The organism is Streptomyces sp. NPDC031365 (assembly GCF_055569765.1).
Genome location: NZ_JBVIIM010000039.1, coordinates 40,606 through 61,889, shown reverse-complemented (window position 1 = coordinate 61,889; position 21,284 = coordinate 40,606). Strand labels below are relative to the sequence as shown.

The 21,284-nt window shown below is 69.2% G+C and carries 17 protein-coding genes; 8 read left to right on the top strand and 9 right to left on the bottom strand.

Annotation, left to right across the window (positions count from 1 at the left end; translation table 11 throughout):
- Positions 1-138 precede the first annotated feature (138 nt).
- The 3 genes from ACZ5C2_RS35275 to thyX form a co-directional block, all read right to left on the bottom strand.
- The gene (locus tag ACZ5C2_RS35275) at positions 139-1,824 is read right to left on the bottom strand and encodes a ribonuclease J (protein WP_468800477.1); all 1,686 of its coding nucleotides are present in this window, start codon (positions 1,822-1,824) and stop codon (positions 139-141) included.
- 153 nt (positions 1,825-1,977) lie between these two features.
- Complete coding sequence (dapA, locus tag ACZ5C2_RS35270) at positions 1,978-2,880, bottom strand: 4-hydroxy-tetrahydrodipicolinate synthase (protein WP_468800475.1); 903 nt, start codon at positions 2,878-2,880, stop codon at positions 1,978-1,980.
- Positions 2,881-3,090: 210 nt separating this feature from the next.
- Positions 3,091-3,858, bottom strand: a complete 768-nt coding sequence (gene thyX, locus ACZ5C2_RS35265; protein ID WP_468800472.1) for an FAD-dependent thymidylate synthase — start codon at positions 3,856-3,858, stop codon at positions 3,091-3,093.
- A 157-nt stretch (positions 3,859-4,015) separates the two neighbouring features.
- Between thyX and ACZ5C2_RS35260 the strand changes: the two genes are divergently transcribed.
- Both ACZ5C2_RS35260 and ACZ5C2_RS35255 read left to right on the top strand, forming a co-directional pair.
- Positions 4,016-4,255, top strand: coding sequence for a hypothetical protein (locus tag ACZ5C2_RS35260; protein WP_468800470.1), 240 nt, complete (start codon positions 4,016-4,018; stop codon positions 4,253-4,255).
- Between the two features lie 113 nt (positions 4,256-4,368).
- The gene (locus tag ACZ5C2_RS35255; protein WP_468800467.1) at positions 4,369-4,926 is read left to right on the top strand and encodes a hypothetical protein; all 558 of its coding nucleotides are present in this window, start codon (positions 4,369-4,371) and stop codon (positions 4,924-4,926) included.
- A gap of 15 nt (positions 4,927-4,941) precedes the next feature.
- Here the strand turns inward: ACZ5C2_RS35255 and ACZ5C2_RS35250 are convergent, their stop codons facing one another.
- The 6 genes from ACZ5C2_RS35250 to eccD form a co-directional block, all read right to left on the bottom strand.
- Positions 4,942-5,385: a hypothetical protein gene (locus ACZ5C2_RS35250; protein ID WP_468800464.1), complete on the bottom strand. Its 444-nt coding sequence runs from the start codon at positions 5,383-5,385 to the stop codon at positions 4,942-4,944.
- A 14-nt stretch (positions 5,386-5,399) separates the two neighbouring features.
- The gene (gene dapB / locus ACZ5C2_RS35245) at positions 5,400-6,152 is read right to left on the bottom strand and encodes a 4-hydroxy-tetrahydrodipicolinate reductase (protein WP_468800462.1); all 753 of its coding nucleotides are present in this window, start codon (positions 6,150-6,152) and stop codon (positions 5,400-5,402) included.
- Between the two features lie 25 nt (positions 6,153-6,177).
- Entirely contained in the window at positions 6,178-7,557 is a 1,380-nt protein-coding gene (locus ACZ5C2_RS35240; protein WP_468800460.1) for a M16 family metallopeptidase, read from the bottom strand.
- A complete protein-coding gene (locus ACZ5C2_RS35235) occupies positions 7,554-9,779 on the bottom strand; it encodes a polyribonucleotide nucleotidyltransferase (RefSeq protein ID WP_468800458.1) in 2,226 nt (741 codons plus the stop codon). Before ACZ5C2_RS35235 ends, ACZ5C2_RS35240 begins: the two co-directional genes overlap by 4 nt.
- Positions 9,780-10,140: 361 nt before the next feature.
- Complete coding sequence (gene rpsO / locus ACZ5C2_RS35230; RefSeq protein WP_004924725.1) at positions 10,141-10,428, bottom strand: 30S ribosomal protein S15; 288 nt, start codon at positions 10,426-10,428, stop codon at positions 10,141-10,143.
- Positions 10,429-10,619: 191 nt separating this feature from the next.
- Positions 10,620-12,089: a type VII secretion integral membrane protein EccD gene (eccD, locus tag ACZ5C2_RS35225; protein ID WP_468800455.1), complete on the bottom strand. Its 1,470-nt coding sequence runs from the start codon at positions 12,087-12,089 to the stop codon at positions 10,620-10,622.
- Positions 12,090-12,249: 160 nt separating this feature from the next.
- Between eccD and eccCa the strand changes: the two genes are divergently transcribed.
- The 6 genes from eccCa (at position 12,250) to ACZ5C2_RS35195 (ending at position 21,284) form a co-directional block, all read left to right on the top strand.
- Positions 12,250-16,215: a type VII secretion protein EccCa gene (gene eccCa / locus ACZ5C2_RS35220; protein WP_468800453.1), complete on the top strand. Its 3,966-nt coding sequence runs from the start codon at positions 12,250-12,252 to the stop codon at positions 16,213-16,215.
- Between the two features lie 42 nt (positions 16,216-16,257).
- Complete coding sequence (locus ACZ5C2_RS35215) at positions 16,258-16,752, top strand: hypothetical protein (RefSeq protein WP_468800450.1); 495 nt, start codon at positions 16,258-16,260, stop codon at positions 16,750-16,752.
- A 1,590-nt stretch (positions 16,753-18,342) separates the two neighbouring features.
- Entirely contained in the window at positions 18,343-19,716 is a 1,374-nt protein-coding gene (gene mycP, locus ACZ5C2_RS35210; protein WP_468800446.1) for a type VII secretion-associated serine protease mycosin, read from the top strand.
- 31 nt (positions 19,717-19,747) lie between these two features.
- Positions 19,748-20,179: a hypothetical protein gene (locus ACZ5C2_RS35205; protein ID WP_468800442.1), complete on the top strand. Its 432-nt coding sequence runs from the start codon at positions 19,748-19,750 to the stop codon at positions 20,177-20,179.
- A gap of 12 nt (positions 20,180-20,191) precedes the next feature.
- A complete protein-coding gene (locus tag ACZ5C2_RS35200) occupies positions 20,192-20,815 on the top strand; it encodes a hypothetical protein (RefSeq protein WP_468800440.1) in 624 nt (207 codons plus the stop codon).
- Positions 20,816-20,867: 52 nt separating this feature from the next.
- Positions 20,868-21,284, top strand: coding sequence for a hypothetical protein (locus ACZ5C2_RS35195; protein ID WP_468800437.1), 417 nt, complete (start codon positions 20,868-20,870; stop codon positions 21,282-21,284).

Here is a 21,284-nt window from a genome sequence, read left to right as displayed (position 1 = left end):
TCTCCCTCCCTCGCTTTTTCCCTCTGTCTTCTTCTACTGTCTCCTCCCCCCCCCCCCCCCCCCCCCCCCCCCCCCCCCCCCCCCCCCCCCCCCCCCCCCCCCCCCCCAGTACGCTCGTGTGCGGCCTCCGACGGACCGTCAGACCTCGACCACCACGGGCAGGATCATCGGCCGGCGCCGGTAGGTGTCGGAGACCCACTTGCCCAGCGTGCGACGGATGAGCTGCTGCATCTGGTGCGGTTCGACGACACCGTCCTGGGCCGAGCGCTCCAGAACCTCCGTGATCTTCGGGATCACCTCGCCGAACGCGGAGTCCTCGATGCCGGAGCCGCGGGCCTGGACATGGGGCCCGCCCGTGATCTTGCCCGTGGACGCATCCATGACGACGAAGACCGAGATGATGCCCTCATCCCCCAAGATCTTGCGGTCCTTCAGGGCCGGCTCGCCGACATCACCGACGGAGAGCCCGTCGACGTAGACGTAACCCGCCTGGACCTTGCCCGAGATCTTGGCCTTGCCCTCGACGAGGTCGACGACCACGCCGTCCTCCGCGATGACGATGCGGTCGTGCGGAACGCCGGTCAGGACGCCCAGCTCCGCGTTGGCGCGCAGATGACGCCATTCACCGTGGACCGGCATCAGGTTCTTCGGGCGGCAGATGTTGTAGAAGTACAGCAGCTCGCCCGCAGAGGCGTGGCCGGAGACATGCACCTTGGCATTGCCCTTGTGGATGACGTTGGCGCCCCAGCGGGTCAGGCCGTTGATCACGCGGTAGACCGCGTTCTCGTTGCCGGGGATGAGCGACGACGCCAGGATCACCGTGTCGCCGTCGACGATGCGGATCTGGTGGTCGCGGTTGGCCATCCGGGACAGAGCCGCCATCGGTTCGCCCTGGGAGCCCGTACACACCAGGACGATCTCGCTGTCCGGCAGGTCGTCCAAGGTCTTGACGTCGACGACCAGGCCCGGCGGGACCTTCAGATAGCCGAGGTCCCGGGCGATACCCATGTTGCGGACCATGGAACGGCCGACGAAGGCGACCCGGCGGCCGTACTCGTGCGCCGCATCCAGGATCTGCTGGATGCGGTGGACGTGGCTGGCGAAGCTGGCCACGATGATCCGCTTGCGGGCGCCGGCGAATACCTGGCGCAACACGTTGGAGATGTCACGCTCGGGCGGTACGAAGCCCGGCACCTCGGCGTTCGTGGAGTCGGAGAGGAGGAGGTCGATGCCTTCCTCGCTGAGCCTGGCGAACGCGTGCAGATCCGTGAGGCGGCCGTCCAGTGGAAGCTGGTCCATCTTGAAGTCGCCGGTGTGGACCGCCATGCCGGCGGGTGTGCGGATGGCCACGGCGAGCGCGTCGGGGATGGAATGGTTGACCGCGACGAACTCGCAGTCGAAGGGGCCGATGCGCTCGCGCTGTCCTTCCGCCACCTGGAGGGTGTACGGCCGGATGCGGTGCTCCTGGAGCTTGGCCTCGATGAGGGCGAGGGTGAGCTTGGAGCCGATCAGCGGGATGTCCGGCTTCTCGCGCAGGAGGAAGGGGACACCGCCGATGTGGTCCTCGTGGCCATGGGTGAGGACGATGCCCTCGATGTCGTCGAGGCGGTCCCGGATGGAGGAGAAGTCCGGCAGGATCAGGTCGATTCCGGGCTGCTCCTCCTCGGGGAAGAGCACGCCGCAGTCGACGATCAGCAGACGGCCTCCGTACTCGAAGACCGTCATGTTGCGGCCGATCTCGCCGAGACCGCCGAGCGGGGTGACGCGTAGGCCGCCCTCGGCGAGCGGCGGGGGCGGGCCGAGTTCAGGATGCGGATGACTCAAAAGACTCTCCTCACCACACGCGCCACGTACCGGTGGGGCACGTGGCGCGCATGACGTTCGTGCAGAAGCAGTTGTCGATGTGGGGTGCGGGCACCGGTGGCCCGCGTATTCAGTTGTGAAGTACGTCTGCGCGAGCGGACGCACGAAGTCTGGTTACTGCAGTTGTACCCCGCCGGCGGCAAGATCGATCTTGAGCTGCTCGATCTCTTCGGGCGTGCACTCGGCCATGGGGGCGCGCAGGGGGCCGGCGGGGAGACCCTTGAGGGTGAGCGCCGCCTTGGTCGTCATCACGCCCTGGGTGCGGAACATGCCCGTGTAGACGGGGAGCAGCTTCTGGTGGATCTCGGTGGCCTTCTGGACGTCTCCCGAGGTGTACGCCTCGACCAGGGCGCGCAGCTCGGGCGTGACGAGGTGGCCGACGACCGAGACGAAGCCGACCGCCCCGATGGAGAGCAGGGGCAGATTGAGCATGTCGTCGCCGGAGTACCAGGCGAGGCCGGAGCGGGCAATGGCCCAGCCCGCGCGGCCGAGGTCGCCCTTGGCGTCCTTGTTGGCGACGATGCGCGGGTGCTCGGCGAGGCGGACGATCGTCTCCGTGCTGATCGGGACACCGCTGCGGCCGGGGATGTCGTAAAGCATGACCGGCAGCTCGGCGGCGTCGGCGACGGCCGTGAAGTGCCGGTAGAGGCCCTCCTGCGGCGGCTTGTTGTAGTACGGGGTGACGACCAGGAGGCCGTGTGCGCCGGCGTGCTCCGCAGCGCGCGCCAGTTCGGTGCTGTGGTGGGTGTCGTTGGTGCCGACTCCGGCCACGACATGGGCGCGGTCGCCGACGGCCTCGACGATCACCCGTACGAGATCCGCTTTCTCCGCGTCACTGGTGGTGGGGGACTCACCTGTGGTGCCATTGACGATCAGGCCGTCGTTGCCTGCGTCCACCAGATGGATGGCGAGCCGCTGGGCGCCGTCGAGGTCGAGTGCGCCGTCCGCCGTGAAAGGCGTGACCATGGCGGTGAGGACCCGCCCGAAGGGGGTCTGCGGAGTGGAGGTCGGAGCCATGGGCTACACGCTACTCGTTGCTCAGGTCGGGGTCTTCCCTCGGGGGAGGCGACAAGGTGGGGCAAAGGGGAGCCCGGCACTGCCTGCTCGGGGGTTCAGGCAGTGCCGGGCCCGTTTGATCAGGCTAGATGAACTTCACGAAATGCCGCAATACGGACACTTCACACGGCCGATCCGTACATGTGTACTCGCCGGAGGAAACGGAGCGCACTACGGGGCCACACGCCCGTTGGCGTTGAAGGCCGCGTACGTGAGCGGCATGAGCCGGGCCCACTCGGCCTCCATCTTCTCGCCGGCCATCTCGATCTCCCGCTGCGGGAAGGACGGGACCTTCGCCTGCTCGTGCTGGGTGCGCAGCCCGAGGAAGTGCATCAGCGAGCGGGCGTTACAGGTGGCGTACATCGACGAGTACAGGCCGACGGGGAGCGCCGCGCGGGCGATCTCGCGGGCGACACCCTCGGCCAGCAGCTTCTGGTAGGCCGCGTACGCCTGGTGGTAGGAGTCGCCGAGCACGTCCTGGACGGTCGCGTGCTGTGCCGGAGTGCCCTCCACGAAGACGTACTTGCCCGGGCGGCCCTCCTGGACAAGCTTGCGCGAGGCATCGGGCACATAGAAGACCGGCTGCAGCTCGCGGTAGCGCCCTGACTCCTCGTTGTAGGACCAGCCGACCCGGTGGCGCATGAATTCGCGGAAGACGAAGATCGGCGCGCTGACCAGGAACGTCATCGAGTTGTGCTCGAAGGGGCTGCCGTGCCGGTCCCGCATCAGGTAGTTGATCAGACCCTTGGAGCGCTCCGGGTCCTTGTGCAGCTCGCCGATGGACTGCTCCCCCAGCGTCGAGACACGGGCGGCGAACAGGACGTCGGAGTCGGAGGCGCTGGACTTCACCAGCTCGACCGTGATGTCACTCCGCAACGTGACGTCGGTGCGCGGTGACGGCTTGGAATCGTCGGCGGAGGTCAAGGGGGTCCTTCCCATCGCGGCTGCTGTGCGGCGCCCACTCTACGGGGGGTCCAGCGCCGTGAGGGAGGCACCCTGCCGTGACGATATTTACGGACGTGGGCACCATTTGGGGCATCCGTTCGTCTGTGGAGGTGACAGTGATTCGTGCGATCCCGGAGGGAGACACACCCCGATGTTCGGTCGACGCGAACCCGTACCGTTCGCCTTTGTCGCCGAGGCCGACAGGTTCCGCAGCAATGTCGCCCCGCCGCCCCCTGAGCGGGCGTCCGCCGGTCACCTGGCCGGGCGCTGGCTGCTCGGGCTCACCCTGGTCGCCGGGTTGGTGGGTTCCCTGGTGATAGGCATGCCCTCGATGTCGGCCGGCCCCTCCGACGCGGGCACAGAGCAGCAACAGGCTTCCGAGGGGCGCTGAGCCGCCCCGGCCTGCCGCACCGGCGCATACGGACCCCCGAGGGTGGTGACCGGTGACACAGATCGGTAGCCTCACCGGGCACTGCCCGCGTATGGATCGAGTGAGGACCAGCCGTGCCCCTGCCCTTCCTGACGGCCGACCGAGCTTTCGACACGGCGGACGAAGTCGCCCTGCCGTACGACGACCGGGACCGCTGGCGACGCCCGTACCGCCCCGGTCCCTGGCGAGTGGGGGCCGCGGCGCTCCTGTTGCTGCTCGCCTCGTTCGTGCTGTTCGCCGCGGTGATCATCGCGGCGACGGCGACGCCGGCGTCCGCCGGGACGGTCTTCGCCATCGCGCTGGTCGGTGTCGCCTGCGCACTGCGGCTGCTGCGCATGGGCGTGTGGGTCAGCGCCCGGGGACTGCGCCACGTGGCCTTCGTCAGCACCCGGACGACCGCCTGGGACCAGGTCGTCGCCGTGCGCACGGTGCAGCAGCCGGTGCGCTGGCTGGGGCTGCCCCGGACGGTGCAGGGGCAGGCGCTGGTTCTCGCGCGGCGGGGTCGTGCGGCGGAGCCGCTGCCGCCGCTGCTGACCTCGCACAACGCGGACTTCCTGGGGCGGGACCAGTTGGCTTTCGACCGGGCGGCGGACACCGTGGAGGCCTGGGCGGCCGAGTACCGGCGCGCCTGACCCCTTCCCGCGCGCTCAGGAAGAGGTCTTGTGCAGCGTGATCGCCCGCTGCATGGCCTTGCGGGCGCGCGGGGTGTCGCGGGCGTCGTGGTAGGCGACGGCGAGCCGGAACCAGCTGCGCCAGTCGCCGGGGGCATCCTCTGTCTCGGCCTTGCGCCGGGCGAAGACCTCGTCGGCCGAGTCGCGGTCGATCCGGCCGCTGGGCAGGCGCTTCAGCTCGTCCACGGGCAGACCGCCCTCGGCGTCGAGCAGGGCGGCGAGCCGGTTGGCGTCACGGACGAACTCGGTGTTCTTCCACAGGAACCACACACCGATGACCGGCAGGATCAGCACCGCCGCGCCGAAGGTGACGGTGAGGGGCGTACCGGCCTCGATGAGCAGCACACCACGGCTGCCGACCAGGACGAAGTAGACGACCAGGACGGCGGCCGTGACGGCGTAGGAGATCTTCGCGCGCATGGGGTCCGCCGGACTCAGTTCAGGTCGAGGAAGTGTTCCAGGCCGAAGGTGAGGCCGGGAGTGGTCACCACGCGGCGGGCGCCGAGCAGGATGCCCGGCATGAAGCTGCTGTGGTGCAGGGAGTCGTGGCGGACGGTGAGGGTCTCGCCCTCGCCGCCGAGCAGGACTTCCTGGTGTGCCAGGAGTCCGCGCAGCCGGATCGCGTGCACCGGGACCCCGTCGACGTCGGCGCCACGAGCGCCGTCGAGGGCGGTGGTCGTGGCGTCGGGGGCTGGTGCGCTGCCGGCCCGGCGGCGGGCCTCGGCGATGAGCTGGGCGGTGCGGGTAGCGGTGCCGGAGGGGGCGTCGACCTTGTTCGGGTGGTGCAGCTCGACGACCTCGACGGACTCGAAGTACGGGGCGGCGATCTGCGCGAACTTCATGGTCAGCACGGCGCCGATGGAGAAGTTCGGCGCGATGAGCACGCCTGTCTCCGGGGACTGCTCCAGCCAGCCCCTGAGCTGCGCGAGGCGGTCGTCGGTCCAGCCGGTGGTGCCGACGACGGCGTGGATGCCGTGACGTACGCAGAAGTCGAGATTGCCCATGACCGAGGCGGGCGTGGTCAGCTCCACGGCGACCTGGGCGCCCTGCTCGGCGAGGGTCTCCAGCTTGTCGCCCCGGCCGAGGGCGGCCACCAGCTCCATGTCGTCGGCGGTCTCGATGGCCCGGACCGCCTCGGCACCGATCCGGCCCTTGGCTCCGAGGACCGCCACGCGCAGCTTGCTCATGTTCGTTGCTTCCTTACGGGAGGGGTCAGGCGACGGCGTCGTGCAGACGGGCCGCCTGCTTGTCCTTGAGCGGGCCGATGACCGACAGGGAGGGCCGCCGTCCCAGGACGTCGCGGGCCACCGAGCGGACGTCGTCCGGGGTGACCGAGGCTATCCGGGCCAGCATGTCGTCGACCGACATCTGCTCGCCCCAGCACAGTTCGCTCTTGCCGATGCGGTTCATCAGCGCGCCGGTGTCCTCCAGGCCGAGGACGGTGGAGCCCCGGAGCTGGCCGATGGCACGCTCGATCTCGTCGTCGGGCAGTGCGTGCTCGGCGACCTGGTCGAGTTCGTCGCGGCAGATCTTGAGAACGTCGTGCACCTGGGAGGGCCTGCAGCCCGCGTACACGCCGAACAGGCCGCAATCGGCGAAGCCCGATGTGTAGGAGTACACGCTGTAGGCCAGGCCGCGCTTCTCGCGGACCTCCTGGAAGAGGCGGGACGACATGCCTCCGCCGAGGGCGGTGTTGAGCACGCCGAGGGCCCAGCGACGCTCGTCGGTGCGGGCCAGGCCCGGCATGCCGAGGACGATGTGCGCCTGCTCCGTCTTGCGGCCGATGAGCTCGACCCGGCCGGCGGTGCGCAGGGCGCGCCGGCCGCCGCGCGGGTCGACCGGCTCGGCGCCGGGATTCCCGAGGGCGCCGGCCTTCTCGAAGGCCGCGCGGACCTGGCGTACGACCTTGTCGTGGTCCACGTTGCCGGCGCAGGCGACCACGAGGTGCGTCGGGTCGTAGTGCTTCTTGTAGAAGCGGCGGATGCGGTCGGCGGTGAGGGCGTTGACCGTGTCGACCGTGCCGAGGACCGGGCGGCCGAGGGGGTTGTCACCGAACATGGTGTGCGCGAACAGGTCGTGCACACAGTCGCCCGGGTCGTCCTCGGTCATGGCGATCTCTTCGAGGATGGCGCCGCGCTCGACATCGACGTCCTCCTCGCGGATCACCGAGGAGGTGAGCATGTCGCACACCACGTCGATGGCCAGCGGCAGGTCGCTGTCGAGCACACGCGCGTAGTAGCACGTGTACTCCTTGGCCGTGAACGCGTTCATCTCGCCGCCGACGGCGTCGAGGGCGGCGGAGATGTCCAGGGCGGACCGGCGGGACGTGCCCTTGAAGAGCAGGTGCTCGAGGTAGTGGGTCGCGCCGTTCAGGGCCGGGGTCTCGTCGCGGGAGCCGACATGGGCCCAGATACCGAAGGTCGCGGAGCGCACCGAGGGCAGGGTCTCGGTGACGATGCGCAGGCCGCCGGGGAGGGTGGTCCTGCGGACCGTACCGATGCCGTTGTCGCCCTTGATCAGGGTTTGGGTACGGGCGACGGCCCGCGCCTCCGAGGAGGTGCGGGCCGTCGCCTTGGCGTTACGAGACGTCACTGGGCGGTGTCGTCCTTCTTGTCGTCGGAGCCGCTGTCGGCCTCGCCCTCGATCACGGGGATCAGGGAGAGCTTGCCGCGGGAGTCGATTTCGGCGATCTCGACCTGGACCTTATGGCCCACACCGAGGACGTCCTCGACGTTCTCCACGCGCTTGCCGCCGGCCAGCTTGCGGATCTGCGAGATGTGCAGCAGACCGTCCTTGCCCGGGAGCAGCGAGACGAACGCGCCGAAGGTCGTCGTCTTCACGACGGTTCCCAGGTAGCGCTCGCCGACCTCCGGCATGGTCGGGTTGGCGATGCCGTTGATCGTGGCGCGGGCGGCCTCGGCCTGCGAGCCCTGGGCGGCACCGATGTAGATGGTGCCGTCGTCCTCGATCGTGATGTCGGCGCCCGTGTCCTCCTGGATCTGGTTGATCATCTTGCCCTTGGGGCCGATGACCTCGCCGATCTTGTCGACCGGGATCTTCACGGTGATGATCCGCGGCGCGTTCGGGGACATCTCGTCCGGCGTGTCGATCGCTTCCATCATCACGTCGAGGATGTGGAGGCGGGCGTCACGGGCCTGCTTGAGGGCCGCGGCCAGAACGGAGGCCGGGATGCCGTCCAGCTTGGTGTCGAGCTGGAGGGCGGTCACGAACTCCTTGGTGCCGGCGACCTTGAAGTCCATGTCGCCGAAGGCGTCCTCCGCACCGAGGATGTCGGTGAGGGCGACGTAGTGCGTCTCGCCGTTGATCTCCTGGGAGATCAGGCCCATGGCGATGCCGGCGACCGGGGCCTTGAGCGGCACACCGGCGTTCAGCAGCGACATGGTGGAGGCGCAGACCGAGCCCATGGAGGTCGAGCCGTTGGAGCCGAGGGCCTCGGACACCTGGCGGATCGCGTAGGGGAAGTCCTCGCGGGCCGGCAGCACCGGCACGATGGCCCGCTCGGCGAGCGCTCCGTGGCCGATCTCGCGGCGCTTGGGGGAGCCGACGCGGCCGGTCTCGCCGACGGAGTACGGCGGGAAGTTGTAGTTGTGCATGTAGCGCTTGCGGGTCACCGGGGAAAGGGTGTCCAGCTGCTGCTCCATACGGAGCATGTTGAGGGTGGTGACGCCCAGGATCTGGGTCTCCCCACGCTCGAACAGCGCCGAGCCGTGCACGCGCGGGATGGCCTCGACCTCGGCGGCCAGGGTGCGGATGTCGGTGACACCGCGGCCGTCGATGCGCTTCTTCTCCTTGATGACACGCTCACGGACCAGGGACTTGGTCAGCGAGCGGTACGCGGCGGAGATCTCCTTCTCGCGGCCCTCGAACTCCGGGAGGAGCTTCTCGGCGGCGAGCGCCTTGACGCGGTCCAGCTCGGCCTCGCGCTCCTGCTTGCCCGCGATGGTGAGCGCCTGGGTCAGCTCGGGCTTGACGGCGCCGGTCAGCGCCTCGAGGACGTCGTCCTGGTAGTCCAGGAAGACCGGGAACTCCCCGGTGGGCTTGGCGGCCTTGGCGGCGAGGTCGGCCTGGGCCCTGCAGAGCACCTTGATGAAGGGCTTGGCGGCGTCCAGACCGGCGGCGACGACCTCCTCGGTCGGCGCCTCGGCGCCGCCCTCGACCAGCTTGATGGTCTGCTCGGTGGCCTCGGCCTCCACCATCATGATCGCGACGTCGCCGTCCTCCAGGACGCGGCCCGCGACGACCATGTCGAAGACGGCGTCCTCGAGCTCGGTGTGCGTCGGGAAGGCCACCCACTGGCCGCTGATCAGCGCGACGCGGACGCCGCCGATCGGGCCGGAGAAGGGCAGACCGGCCAGCTGCGTGGACGCGGAGGCGGCGTTGATCGCCACGACGTCGTACAGGTGGTCGGGGTTGAGCGCCATGATCGTGGCGACGACCTGGATCTCGTTGCGCAGGCCCTTCTTGAAGGACGGGCGCAGCGGGCGGTCGATGAGGCGGCAGGTGAGGATGGCGTCCTCGGAGGGCCGGCCCTCACGGCGGAAGAAGGAGCCGGGGATCTTGCCGGCGGCGTACATCCGCTCCTCGACGTCCACCGTGAGGGGGAAGAAGTCGAGCTGGTCCTTGGGGTTCTTGGACGCGGTGGTGGCCGACAGCACCATGGTGTCGTCGTCCAGGTAGGCCACGGCGGAGCCGGCGGCCTGGCGGGCCAGGCGGCCCGTCTCGAAGCGGATGGTGCGGGTGCCGAAGGAGCCGTTGTCAATGACGGCCTCGGCGTAGTGGGTCTCGTTCTCCACTAGCAGTTTCTCCGTTACTTGTCGTCTTTTGTCCCTCTCCGCCCGTGTGGCGGGGGGACGGTGGCGGAGAAGCGCTCCACTGGTGCGGGCCGGTCTTCGATCGAAGCACCCGGGGTTCACTCTCCCGGGGGCCACTACCGAGGACCGGCGGCGGCGAGGTGCACTTCTCCCCGTGCGTCGTGACGTCCGATGACGTCGGTCGGTGGTGCCCGTGGACCGCATTCCCGATGCGGTACGGAGCATCACACTGAGTCGTATCTCTTGCGTTGTGCTACCACACTACAAAGGTGCGGTGACACCGCGCACGTACAGCAAAGGGAGCGGCCCCCTTGTCCCAGGGAACCGCCCCCTTCACGGCGTCCTACTTGGCGCCCGCCGCACCGCGGCGGATGCCGAGGCGGTCGACCAGCGCACGGAAGCGCTGGATGTCCTTCTTGGCGAGGTACTGCAGCAGCCGGCGGCGCTGACCGACCAGGATCAGCAGACCACGACGGGAGTGGTGGTCGTGCTTGTGGGTCTTGAGGTGCTCCGTCAGGTCGGAGATCCGACGGGACAGCAGCGCGACCTGGACCTCGGGGGACCCGGTGTCGCCCTCCTTGGTACCGAACTCGGAGATGATCTGCTTCTTCACTGCGGCGTCGAGCGACACGCGTACTCCTCGTAGTCTGTGAGTGGCCACCGAGTGCCCCCGGTCTACGTCTCGGGGGGTCTTCCATGACTCGGAAGGCGGGGATCCGCTGGGCGCGGCCTCCAGGGCGGGAATGCGCTCCGGGGGTGCGTACACATACGGCCGTCAGCCAGGGTACCAGGGCATCGGCTACCGTCCGTCCACCGCCCGGCTCACCCGGTCAGGGCCCGTACGGCGGTGAGGACGCCCAGCGCCGCCAGGCACAGCGGCACCAGCGTGAGCAGGACGGCCGACTCGGCGAGGTCGAGGAAACGGCCCCAGAACGGGGAGAGCCCCTTGCGGGGGACGACCAGGCCGATGGCGGTGACCAGTACGGTCCCGGCGACGACGGCCGCCGACAGCCAGAGCGTACGCAGATCGAGCGCTCCCCGGTCACCGTGCAGGACGAACTCGGTCAGGGCGTCGGACGGCGGGTTCAGCACGAGTCCCAGCAGCAGGGCGGCGACGGCGCCGAGGCCGGCGGCCAGGGCGCAGACCACCTGCGAGGTGTAGCGGAACAGACGGGCGCGGATCAGCATGGCCAGTCCGGCGGCGAGCGCCAGCAGCTGTCCCCAGAGGTCGTCCGAGAAGCCCAGCACCGCGGCGGCCACGACGACGACCGCCGCGGTGCCGCCCACCAGGCCCAGCAGCAGTTCGTGGCCGCGCCGGGCCTGGGCGGCGATGCGGTCGGCGTCGAGCGCCTCGGCGTCCGGGGCCTGGGACGGGTCGGGGTCGAATTCGTCGGCGAGGGCGGACCGCGGGGCCGTGTACCCGATGGGCAGCCGCGCGAAGCGCGCCGACAGGCCCGGCAGGAACGCGACGAGGCCGATCGCGCAGGGTGCGCACACCGCGGCGGCGTCGCTCGCGGAGGCTTCGGTGACGATGACGAGGAAGGTGGCCACGGTGCCCACCGCCGCGACGAACGTGGCGGCCACGAAGGGCGCGTCCGATCCGGGGGCGAGCGCGAGAAGGGTCACCGACGCCACCAGTACGGCCGCACAGCCCAGCATGAACTGCAACCTGCCCGGCCCCTGTCCGTCGGGGGCGGCGATGATCCCGGACCCGGCGACGAGCAGCAGCGGCAGGCCGCCCAGGCCGAGGGCGACGGCCGGGACGCGGTCGTCGTAGACCCGCGCGCGGACTCCCGCGAACGCGAGGAGCAGCAGCCCGAGACCGCCCGCGATCACACCGGGCAGGCCGTGCATGTCGTGCCGTACCGGGTCGGCGAACCACAGGAGGAACGCGAGCAGCAGCAGAAGCAGGGCGCCTGCGGTCAGCCCGGCGGCGCGCAGCAGGTCGTCGCTCCACAGGTGCCGGTCGCGGACGACCGCGGAGGCGACGGCGTCCGGCACGTCGTCGTGGACGGCGGGCGGCAGCGACTGGGCGAACGGCCGCAGGCTGAGGACGTCCCCGTCGAGGATCCGCTCGTCGGCGAGCGTGCGGGCGCCGTCGAGGACCCTGCCGTCCCGCCGTACCAGGTGGTACCCCGTCGGGGCGCCGGCCGGCTGGGTCTGGCCCGTCAGCCGCAGGATCTCCGGATGGACGTCGGCGACGGGGATGTCCACCGGGAGCGCCACGTCGATCCGGCTGTCGGGCGCCACCACCGTGACCCGGCAGAACCCCGTCGCGGTCGTCGTACTCACCTTTATCGACCCCCTGTTCGCGGATGCGTACGCTGCGCTGCGCAACCCTACCGACACGTCCTGTCGGTGGTGGCACGTAGGATCGCCGGAGTGTGGAGGACGACCGTCACCACGGGGGTGCGGTGTGCAACCGATCGTCCGCACGGGGGGATTGATGCTCATGAGCCAGATCGACATCAAGCGCCCGCCGCGCACACTGCCGCCCGGAGTGCCCTCGGACGAGCTGCAGTTGGAAAATCCTCCCGAACTGCCGCGCGGGCAGCAGGAAAGCATGCTGATGCAGGTGCTGCCGACGCTGGGCATGGGCTCGTCGGTGGTGTTCTACTTCGCCTCCCCCAACGCCCACCCGTTCATGCGGATCATGGGCGTGGTCATGCTGGTGTCGACGGCGGCGATGGTGATCGCCCAGATCGTGCGCTACCGCCGCGGTACACAGGGGCAAATGGCCGATGTGCGCCGCGACTACCTGCGTTATCTCGCGCAGACCCGCCGCAAGGTCCGCGGCACCGCGCACCTCCAGCGCGACGCCCAGCTGTATCTGCACCCCTCGCCCGATCAGCTGTGGGCGGTGGTCGCCGAGGGCACCCGGGTGTGGGAACGGCGTGTGGGGGACGCCGACTTCGGGCAGGTGCGTCTGGGCCTGGGCCCACAGCGGCTGGCGACACCGCTGTCCGCCCCGCAGACCGCGCCGGTCGACGAGCTGGAGCCGTTGTCCGCGGGCGCCATGCAGCGTTTCCTCGCCGTGCACGGCCAGTTGGACGGCCTCCCGGTCGCCGTGTCCCTGCGCGCCTTCTACCACATGACGGTCTCCGGCGAGCCGGACAGCGCCCGGGCCGCCGCCCGCGCGCTGGTCGCCCAGGCCGTCACACTGCACTCCCCCGACGACCTGGTGCTTGCCGTGGTGACCGCGCCGGGCGCCGTGGACCGGTGGGACTGGACTAAGTGGCTTCCGCACGGCCAGCTCCCGGGGTCGTACGACGGGGCCGGCACCCGCCGTCTCTTCGGGGACGACCTCGGCGAGGTGGAACAGCTGCTGGCGGACCGGCTCGACGGCCGCCCCCGGTTCAGCCCGGACGGCAGGCCGCACCTGGACCAGCCGCACCTGCTGATCGTCCTCGACGGCGGCATGGTCCCGCCGACCTCGGCCTTCGCCGCCGCAGAGGGCCTGCAGGGGGTGACGATCGTCGAGGTCGTCCCCGGTGAGCTGGACCAGCCCCGCGGTGACCTCTCGGTCGTCGTACGACCGGACCGGCTGTGGCTCGACTCGGGATCCGGGATCGCCTACGAGGGCGAGCCCGACGCGCTGTCCCTGCCCGCCGCCGAGGCGCTCGCGCGGCAGCTGGCGCCGCTGCGGCTGGGCGGCGGGGACGACGACGAACCCCTCCTGGCCAGCCTTGACTTCACCGAGCTGCTCGGCCTGGGGGACGCGGCGGCGGTGGACGTCGCGCGGACCTGGCGGCCGAGGTCGACCCCGGAGCGTCTGCGAGTGCCGATCGGCGTCGGCGAGGACGGCCGGCCCGTGATGCTGGACCTCAAGGAGGCCGCGCAGGACGGCATGGGCCCGCACGGTCTCTGTGTGGGCGCGACCGGCTCCGGCAAGTCCGAGCTGCTGCGCACCCTGGTGCTGGGGCTGGCGGTCACCCACTCCTCCGAGACGCTGAACTTCGTCCTGGCCGACTTCAAGGGCGGTGCCACCTTCGCGGGCATGTCCCGGATGCCGCACGTGGCGGCCGTCATCACCAACCTCGCCGACGATCTCACCCTGGTCGACCGCATGGGCGACGCGATCCGCGGTGAACTGCAGCGCCGCCAGGAGCTGCTGCGCGCCGCCGGCAACTACGCGGGCATCCACGACTACGAGAAGGCGCGCGCGGCCGGCGCTCCGCTGGAGCCGCTGGCCTCGCTGGTGATCGTGATCGACGAGTTCAGCGAACTCCTCACCGCCAAGCCCGACTTCATCGACATGTTCATCCAGATCGGGCGCATCGGCCGTTCGTTGGGCGTGCATCTGCTGCTGGCATCGCAGCGACTCGAGGAGGGCCGGCTGCGCGGACTGGACACCTATCTGTCGTACCGGATCGGTCTGCGGACGTTCTCGGCCGCCGAGTCCCGCGCCGCGATCGGTGTGCCGGACGCCTACCACCTGCCCTCCGTGCCGGGTTCGGGTTATCTGAAGAGCGGCACGGACGAGATGGTGCGCTTCAAGGCGGCGTACGTGTCGGGGACGTACCGCGCGGGCGGCCCGGACACCGGCCGCGGGACGGGGCTGCCCGTCGAGCGCCGGCCCGCCCTGTTCACCGCGGTCCCGGTGCCGGTGACGTACGCGGCGCCGGATCCGGTCCGGACGCCAGGCCCCGACCGGCGGCAGGAGGACGACGCGCTGGCCGACACCGTCCTGGACGTGGTCGTACAGCGCCTCGAGGGGCAGGGCGTGCCCGCGCACCAGGTGTGGCTGCCGCCGCTGGACCGGGCGCCGTCGCTGGACGAACTGCTGCCCACGCTGTCGGTCTCCGCCGAGCGTGGCGTCCACCCGGTGGAGTACCCCGTGCCGGGCGGGCTGACGGTGCCGCTCGGACTGGTCGACAAACCCTTCGAGCAGAAGCGGGAGATCCTCTACCAGGACTTCTCCGCCGCGGCCGGCCACACGCTGGTGGTCGGTGGGCCCCAGTCGGGCAAGTCGACCCTGCTGCGTACCCTGATCGCCTCGTTCGCGCTCACCCACACACCGCACGAAGTGCAGTTCTACGGCTTGGACTTCGGCGGTGGCGGCCTGTCCGCGGTGGCCGACCTGCCGCACGTGGGCGGTGTGGCCTCCCGTCTCGACCCCGAGCGCGTACGGCGTACGGTCGCCGAGGTCGCCGGCATCCTCAACCGCCGCGAGCAGTTCTTCCGCGCGCACGGCGTCGACTCGGTCACCACCTACCGCCGGCGCCGCGCGGCGGGCGATCTGCCGGGCGAGCCGTGGGGTGACGTCTTCCTCGTCATCGACGGCTGGGGCAACTTCCGCAACGACTACGAGGGCCTCGAGGGCGTCGTCAACGACATCGCCGCCCGCGGCCTGGGACACGGCATCCATGTGGTCATCTCCGCCTCGCGCTACATGGAGGTGCGGGCCGTCCTCAAGGACCAGATCCTGGGCCGGCTGGAGCTGCGCCTCGGTGACGCCATGGACTCCGAGTTCGACCGCAAGGTCGCCCTGAACGTGCCGACGGGGGTGCCGGGCCGGGGTCAGGTTCCCGCCAAGTTGCACTTCATGGCGGCGATGCCCCGGATCGACGCCTCCTCCAGCCCGGACGACCTGTCCGACGCCACGGCCCGGCTGGTCCGGTCGGTCAAGGAGAACTGGCAGGGCCCGCCGGCCCCCACGGTCCGCCTGCTCCCCCGCAGGCTGCCCGCCGACCAGTTGCCCAAGGGCTTCGAGTTCCCGCAGCACGGCATCGCGATCGGCATCGACGAGGCCGATCTGGAGCCGGTGTTCATCGACTTCGACACCGACCCCTTCTTCCTCGTCTTCGGCGAGAGCGAGTCCGGCAAGACCAATCTGCTGCGCCTGGTCGCCAAACAGATCGCGGAGCGCTACACCCCGGCCGAGGCCCGGATCGTGGTCGGCGACTACCGGCGCACCATGCTGGAGGCGGTGCCGGAGAGCCACCTGCTGGAGTACGCCCCCATGGCGTCGGCGATGCAGGTGCACATGGACGCCGTACGGCAGTTCATGGAGAAGCGGGCGCCCAAGCCGGACATCACACCGCAGCAGCTGCGCGACCGCAGCTGGTGGAGCGGCCCGCAGCTGTTCGTCATCGTCGACGACCACGAACTGGTCGCCGCCGGCTCCGGCAACCCGCTCTCCCAGCTGGTGGAGCACCTGCCCTTCGCGCGGGACGTCGGCGTGAAGTTCGTCATCGCACGCAGCTCGGCCGGCGCGTCCCGGGCGATGTTCGAGTCGTTCATGCAGCGCATGAAGGAACTCGGCGCCCAGGGCGTGGTCCTGTCCGGCGACCCGAGCGAGGGCGACATCCTCGGCAATGTACGGGCTCGGCCCATGCCGCCCGGACGTGGCGTGTTCGTCTCGCGCAAGCGCGGTACGCCGCTGATTCAAGTGGGCTTGCTTCCGCAACGCCACTAGGGTGATCGGCTGGAATGGGGACTCAACGGGGAGGCAGTTGAGGTGAGTGCGAACGGGGGCGGCGCGCCGGACACGGGGAAGGCGTTCGACACGTTGTCGGGTGTGAACCCGGCGATGGCGCTGGACATCCAGCACAACACCATGAAGGGCTTCAAGAAGCGCGTCGACGAACTGCTGCGGGAACTGGACGAGTCCGAGGCCGCGCCAACCAAGGTCGGCCAGGACCGGCTGTCCCGCGCCCAGTTGGGCTCGGCGGAGTTCAGGGAGGCGCAGTACCTCTACGACTCGTACGCCGTCGTCCACGACGAACTGGAACAGCTCTCCAAGGCGCTCGGCGCGCAGATCGAGGGCATGGGGCTCGCGGTCCAGGCGTCGCGGGTGGGCTACGAGAACCTGGACGCGGACATCAAGGCGCGGATGAAGGCGGTCAACGCGGAGGCGGAGAGGTATTACGTCGTGGAGCGGGATCCGTATGTAGAGCGACCGGTCGTTACGGCCGAGGAATCCAACTCCACCGATGAGCAGGGGAACTACTGATGGCCGAGCAGTCAGGCCGCGGAACGCCGAAACTCGCCCGCACGGACTTCGAGTCCATGACGCACGAGCAGTTGGCCGCCCTCCTCGACTCGGCGAGTTCGGAAGGCGCTTCCCACCTCGCCATGAAGCTCTCCAAGGCCTCGTCGACGATCACCGGCATCGGCGACGACCTCATGACGTACGTCAAAGGGCTCGAGTGGCAGGGCGAGGGCGGCGACGCCTTCCGTAACTGGGGTGGGCAGAGCGCCGCCGCAACGCTCCGCCTCGGCCAGTACGCCGAGGTGGCGTCCCGCTGGATGGCCACGGTCGCCCAGGCGGTCGCCGAAGCCAAGGCAGCGATGCCGGCCACGTCCGAAACGACCCAAGCCAAGGCGGACCTCGCCGACGCACGAAAGACCCTCGCAGCGGCACAGGACCCGGGTGCTCACAACGACCCCGACGCCCGCAAACTGACACAGACGGCCCAGTCCGACGCGACGGCGGCGCAGCAGCGGATGGAGGCAGCGCGGGGGGAAGCGATCCAGCAGTTGCAGAAGCTGGCGCAGACGTACGAGTACTCGGCCCAGCAGGTGAACAGCGTGCCACCGCCTACGTTTGCGCCGCCGGCACGGCACCTGGGGTCGGAGGAATGGCAGAAAGAGGAACAAGGGAGGTACGTCTCCCTCAGCCCCGAGAATTCCACGGCAAAGCACACGACTCCTGTGCACACTGCCAATGGAAGCGGAGCGGAGATGACAGCCATGGTTCGCCCAGACGCGCTCGTCACGCCTCCAACGTTCACGCCTGCGTCCGGCGGAGACGCGGCCGCTTATTCACGTCCCACTGCCATGGAGATCGACAGCGTGGTCACATTGCCGGAGCCTCGGGTTTCGGCAAACCCTCACACAGTGGTACCTCACATCGGCAACGGGTCACGTCCCGACGTCTCCTACCCGGTACAACCCGTTGTCGTCCCGCCTGCTACGGGCAACCGTGGCAGGCCGGGTCCCATCAACCCTCCGCCGGTACCACCGACCACTCGCCCACCTCTGCTACCAGGTCAGGGAACCAGTGGAGGAGGCGTCCCTCGTCCGCCTCGCGAGACCGGCATCATCGGAGGCCGCCCGGTGGCCCCCGGCGCGGGTCGTTCCACGGGCCTTCCGCGGGGGACGGTCATCGGTGGCGAAAGCGGCCAGGGACGCATGCCCGTCGGGCGCACTTCCTCTCCCGGGATTCCCGTGAACAGAAGCCCCGTCCCAGGGCAGAGCACCACATCTGGCCCCCGACGCCCCGCGTCGGAGACCCATGGAATGATCGGCAACCGCCCGGCCCAGCCGAGCCGCACCAACCCGCAACCCTTCACGCCTGGCGGCGCGGGTCTGCTACGCCAGGCCAACGCGGGTGAATCGGCACACGGCTCTACGGTCGCTCGCACGGGAAGCACCACACACACAGCCCATCCGTCGGTCTCCCGCCGGGACAACCAACAAGATGGGACCTAAAGACCGGACTACGTCTCAGAAGAGGAAGAGACCTGGGCTCGTCGGAACCATCGTGTAGTTCCCCCAGTGGTCGACTGAGCTCGTCGGACGCCCATACTCAGGAAGGCACATGCGTAACAGCAGCAAGCGAACATGGCGGCCCCTCTCGATGGCTTCGGCTGCTCTCAGCCTGCTGCTGGTCGGTGTTGCCGCCGCACCGGCCCACGCCGAGTCTGTTCGTGCGATGCAATGGCATCTCGATGCCATGCAGGCGGACGAGATGTGGAAGGTCAGCAAGGGCCGCGGTATCACAGTGGCGGTCATCGATTCCGGCGTCGATCGCTCTCTCGCCGACTTGAAAGGTCAGGTCCTCGACGGTAAGGACTACTCCGAACAACGCGGCGACGAACACACCGATCTTGAGGGCCACGGAACAGGCATGGCAGCACTCATCGCCGCCACTGGAGCGCGAGGAGCACAACACGGCTCCTACGGTCTCGCACCGGAAGCCAAGATCCTCCCTGTCCGGATGCGCTATGCCACGGAAAAGTACGGTCAGGTCGACAATAAAGCGGAGTACTCACGCGTACTGACCAAGGCGATTCGCTACGCAGCAGACACCAAGGCTCAGATCATTAGCATCTCAATGGGCAGCGATAATGCACCCGGTAGGCAGAACGTCGGAACACCGGAGCTCGCGTCAGCGGTTCGCTACGCCATCGAGAAGGGCAAGCTGATCTTCGCTGCAGTCGGAAATAGCGGAGACACATCGAACTTACCTCTGTATCCGGCAGCCACGCCTGGCGTCGTGGGCGTGGCAGCAACCGACAGGAACGCTGTGGCATTGAAGGGGTCCCAGAGCGGTCCTCAGGTCGACCTCGCAGCCCCAGGTGGCGACATCGTCAACGCCTGCCCCGGTGGGACTGAGGTCTGTACGGGAGGCGGTACCAGTGCAGCCACGGCACTCGCCTCAGCATCTGCTGCGCTCATCTGGGCCGCGCACCCGGACTGGACCAACCACCAGGTGCTCCGTGTCATGTTGAACACCGCAGGAAAAGCCAGGAGTGGCGCAGAGCGCACAGACTCCATCGGCTACGGCATCGTCCGTCCCCGGATCGCCTTGAAGGAACCAGGCAACCCGGGTCCCGCGGACGAAAACCCGCTGCCCGACCTGGCAGCTGCCTCGGCGCCTCCGTCGGCCGAGACGTCACCATCCGCAGGCACGGAAGACAACGCTGCAGTCAACGAGTCGAAGCCCGCAACTGCTGCCTCGGCCGACGATGACGGCATCGCCGGTTCCTGGGTGGCCATGGGCGTGGCAGCCACTGCGCTTCTCGCGGCAGTTGTCGCCGTACCCATCCTCCGCGCCCGCCGCCGACGCTCGACCCCGGTACCTGCGGCCCCGCCCTTTCCGCCGCCCTACTCCCCGTACGCCCAGCCACAGCAACCCCCGGCCTACGGACCACCACCGGGGCCCGGTCCCGAGCAGGACCCACAACGCTGAGGCCACCGATTCCCAGCACGAAGGAACGGACATGTCATTCGACGAAATGTGGGGCCACGCCCGAGACAACGCTCTCGCACAGCAGCAGAGCAACACGCGCCTGAACCAGCTGCCGGCATCCGGAGGCGGCGGAACCGGCAGCAGCGACTACACGGTGACGTCCCCCGACCTGAAGGCCGTCGGGAACGAGGCGCAAGAGCTCTACCACGGCTTCGAGAAGGACGCGTTCCATGCCGGAGCCAACACCAGCACAGCGGGGAACAGCCTCGATGAGGACGGCTTCAGGACCGGCTCGGCCATGTGGACCGCCTGGGACGCCTGGCGCTCTCAGGCAGAGGCACTGCTGAGTGCCTGCGCCCACATCCACAATCACCTCGAGGACACGGTCTCGACGCACACCAAGCGCGAAGAGGTCCTGGTCACCAACCTGTCCGTCGAACAGATCAACAAGCACTTCAAGTAGTGGGGCTGCGCTGTGCCGACCTTCGAGAACCTTCTCAACGCCCGACTGGGCAGCCTCAGCGACGCTGTGGACGACTGGACCGAGACAGTCAAGAAGCTTGAGAAGCTCGAGGAGCAAGCAACCAAGGGCATGCTGAAGAAGGCTGGCAAGGCGGACTGGGAAGGCGAGAACGCCGGCGTCACCCTGCCCTTCGTGAGGAAGACCGCCAAGGAATTCGGGGACGCACTCAAAGAAGCCGAAAGTAAGAGTTGGACCCGTAATGACGAGTTCGGTTACGGCATCGTTCGTCCCCGCGTCGCTCTCACCGACCCGGGCGCCCCGGGGCCTGCCAACGAGCACCCCCTGCCCGACCTGACTGCGGCAGCCTCAGCGGCTCCGTCAGCAGAGACGTCACCGTCCGCCGGCGCCGACGAGACGAAACCCGCGGTCGCGGACCTGTCCGACGATGAGGGCGGCAAGCCTCCGTGGCTGGCTCTGGGTACTGCAGCCGCCGCGCTCCTCGCCGGGGCCGTCGCCCTACTCGTAGCCCTCCGCGCCCGCCGCCGATGCTCGACCCCGGTTCCGGCGGCCCCGCCCTACCCACCGAGCTACGGCCCCCCGCCCGGGACGGGGCCCGGTCAGGGCCGACAGCACTGAAGCCGGCCATCGCCGCGCGACCAGCCGTCAGCAACATCGCGAAGGAACCGACATGTCATTCGAGGAGATGTGGGGCCAGGCCCGCGACGAGGCACTCACGCGGCAGCAGAGCAGCACGCGGCTGAACCAACTCGCTCCGGTCGGGGGCGGCCCAACACAGCCCCAACTGCATGTGGACGCCTCCGTACTTGAGGAAAGAGCGAAGAACGCTGAAACCCTGCGCAAGAACTTCGCAGACGCTGACAACAAAGTGATGAGCGCTACGAGCGAGATCAGTCTCAAGGGCTTCAAGTCCGACTCGGCTGTCGATACATTCCAGGAGCGTTGGCGCTCTCAAATGCGGTATATAAACGACCTGTTGGAGAACGGTGTGAGGGGAAACCTGCGCTCCTCCGCAGCCGGCTTCAAAGCCGAAGAAGCCCGGCGACTCAGTAAGGTGAATCACCTCGGCGGCGGAGGGAAGAGCTGA

What these genes read in the sequence shown, in the direction of transcription:
- dapA (WP_468800475.1), bottom strand. Translation starts at nt 2,880, where the DNA reads ATGGCTCCGACCTCCACTCCGCAGACCCCCTTCGGGCGGGTCCTCACC.
- thyX (WP_468800472.1), bottom strand. Translation starts at nt 3,858, where the DNA reads ATGGGAAGGACCCCCTTGACCTCCGCCGACGATTCCAAGCCGTCACCG.
- ACZ5C2_RS35260 (WP_468800470.1), top strand. Translation starts at nt 4,016, where the DNA reads ATGTTCGGTCGACGCGAACCCGTACCGTTCGCCTTTGTCGCCGAGGCC.
- ACZ5C2_RS35250 (WP_468800464.1), bottom strand. Translation starts at nt 5,385, where the DNA reads ATGCGCGCGAAGATCTCCTACGCCGTCACGGCCGCCGTCCTGGTCGTC.
- dapB (WP_468800462.1), bottom strand. Translation starts at nt 6,152, where the DNA reads ATGAGCAAGCTGCGCGTGGCGGTCCTCGGAGCCAAGGGCCGGATCGGT.
- eccCa (WP_468800453.1), top strand. Translation starts at nt 12,250, where the DNA reads ATGAGCCAGATCGACATCAAGCGCCCGCCGCGCACACTGCCGCCCGGA.
- mycP (WP_468800446.1), top strand. Translation starts at nt 18,343, where the DNA reads ATGCGTAACAGCAGCAAGCGAACATGGCGGCCCCTCTCGATGGCTTCG.
- ACZ5C2_RS35205 (WP_468800442.1), top strand. Translation starts at nt 19,748, where the DNA reads ATGTCATTCGACGAAATGTGGGGCCACGCCCGAGACAACGCTCTCGCA.
- ACZ5C2_RS35195 (WP_468800437.1), top strand. Translation starts at nt 20,868, where the DNA reads ATGTCATTCGAGGAGATGTGGGGCCAGGCCCGCGACGAGGCACTCACG.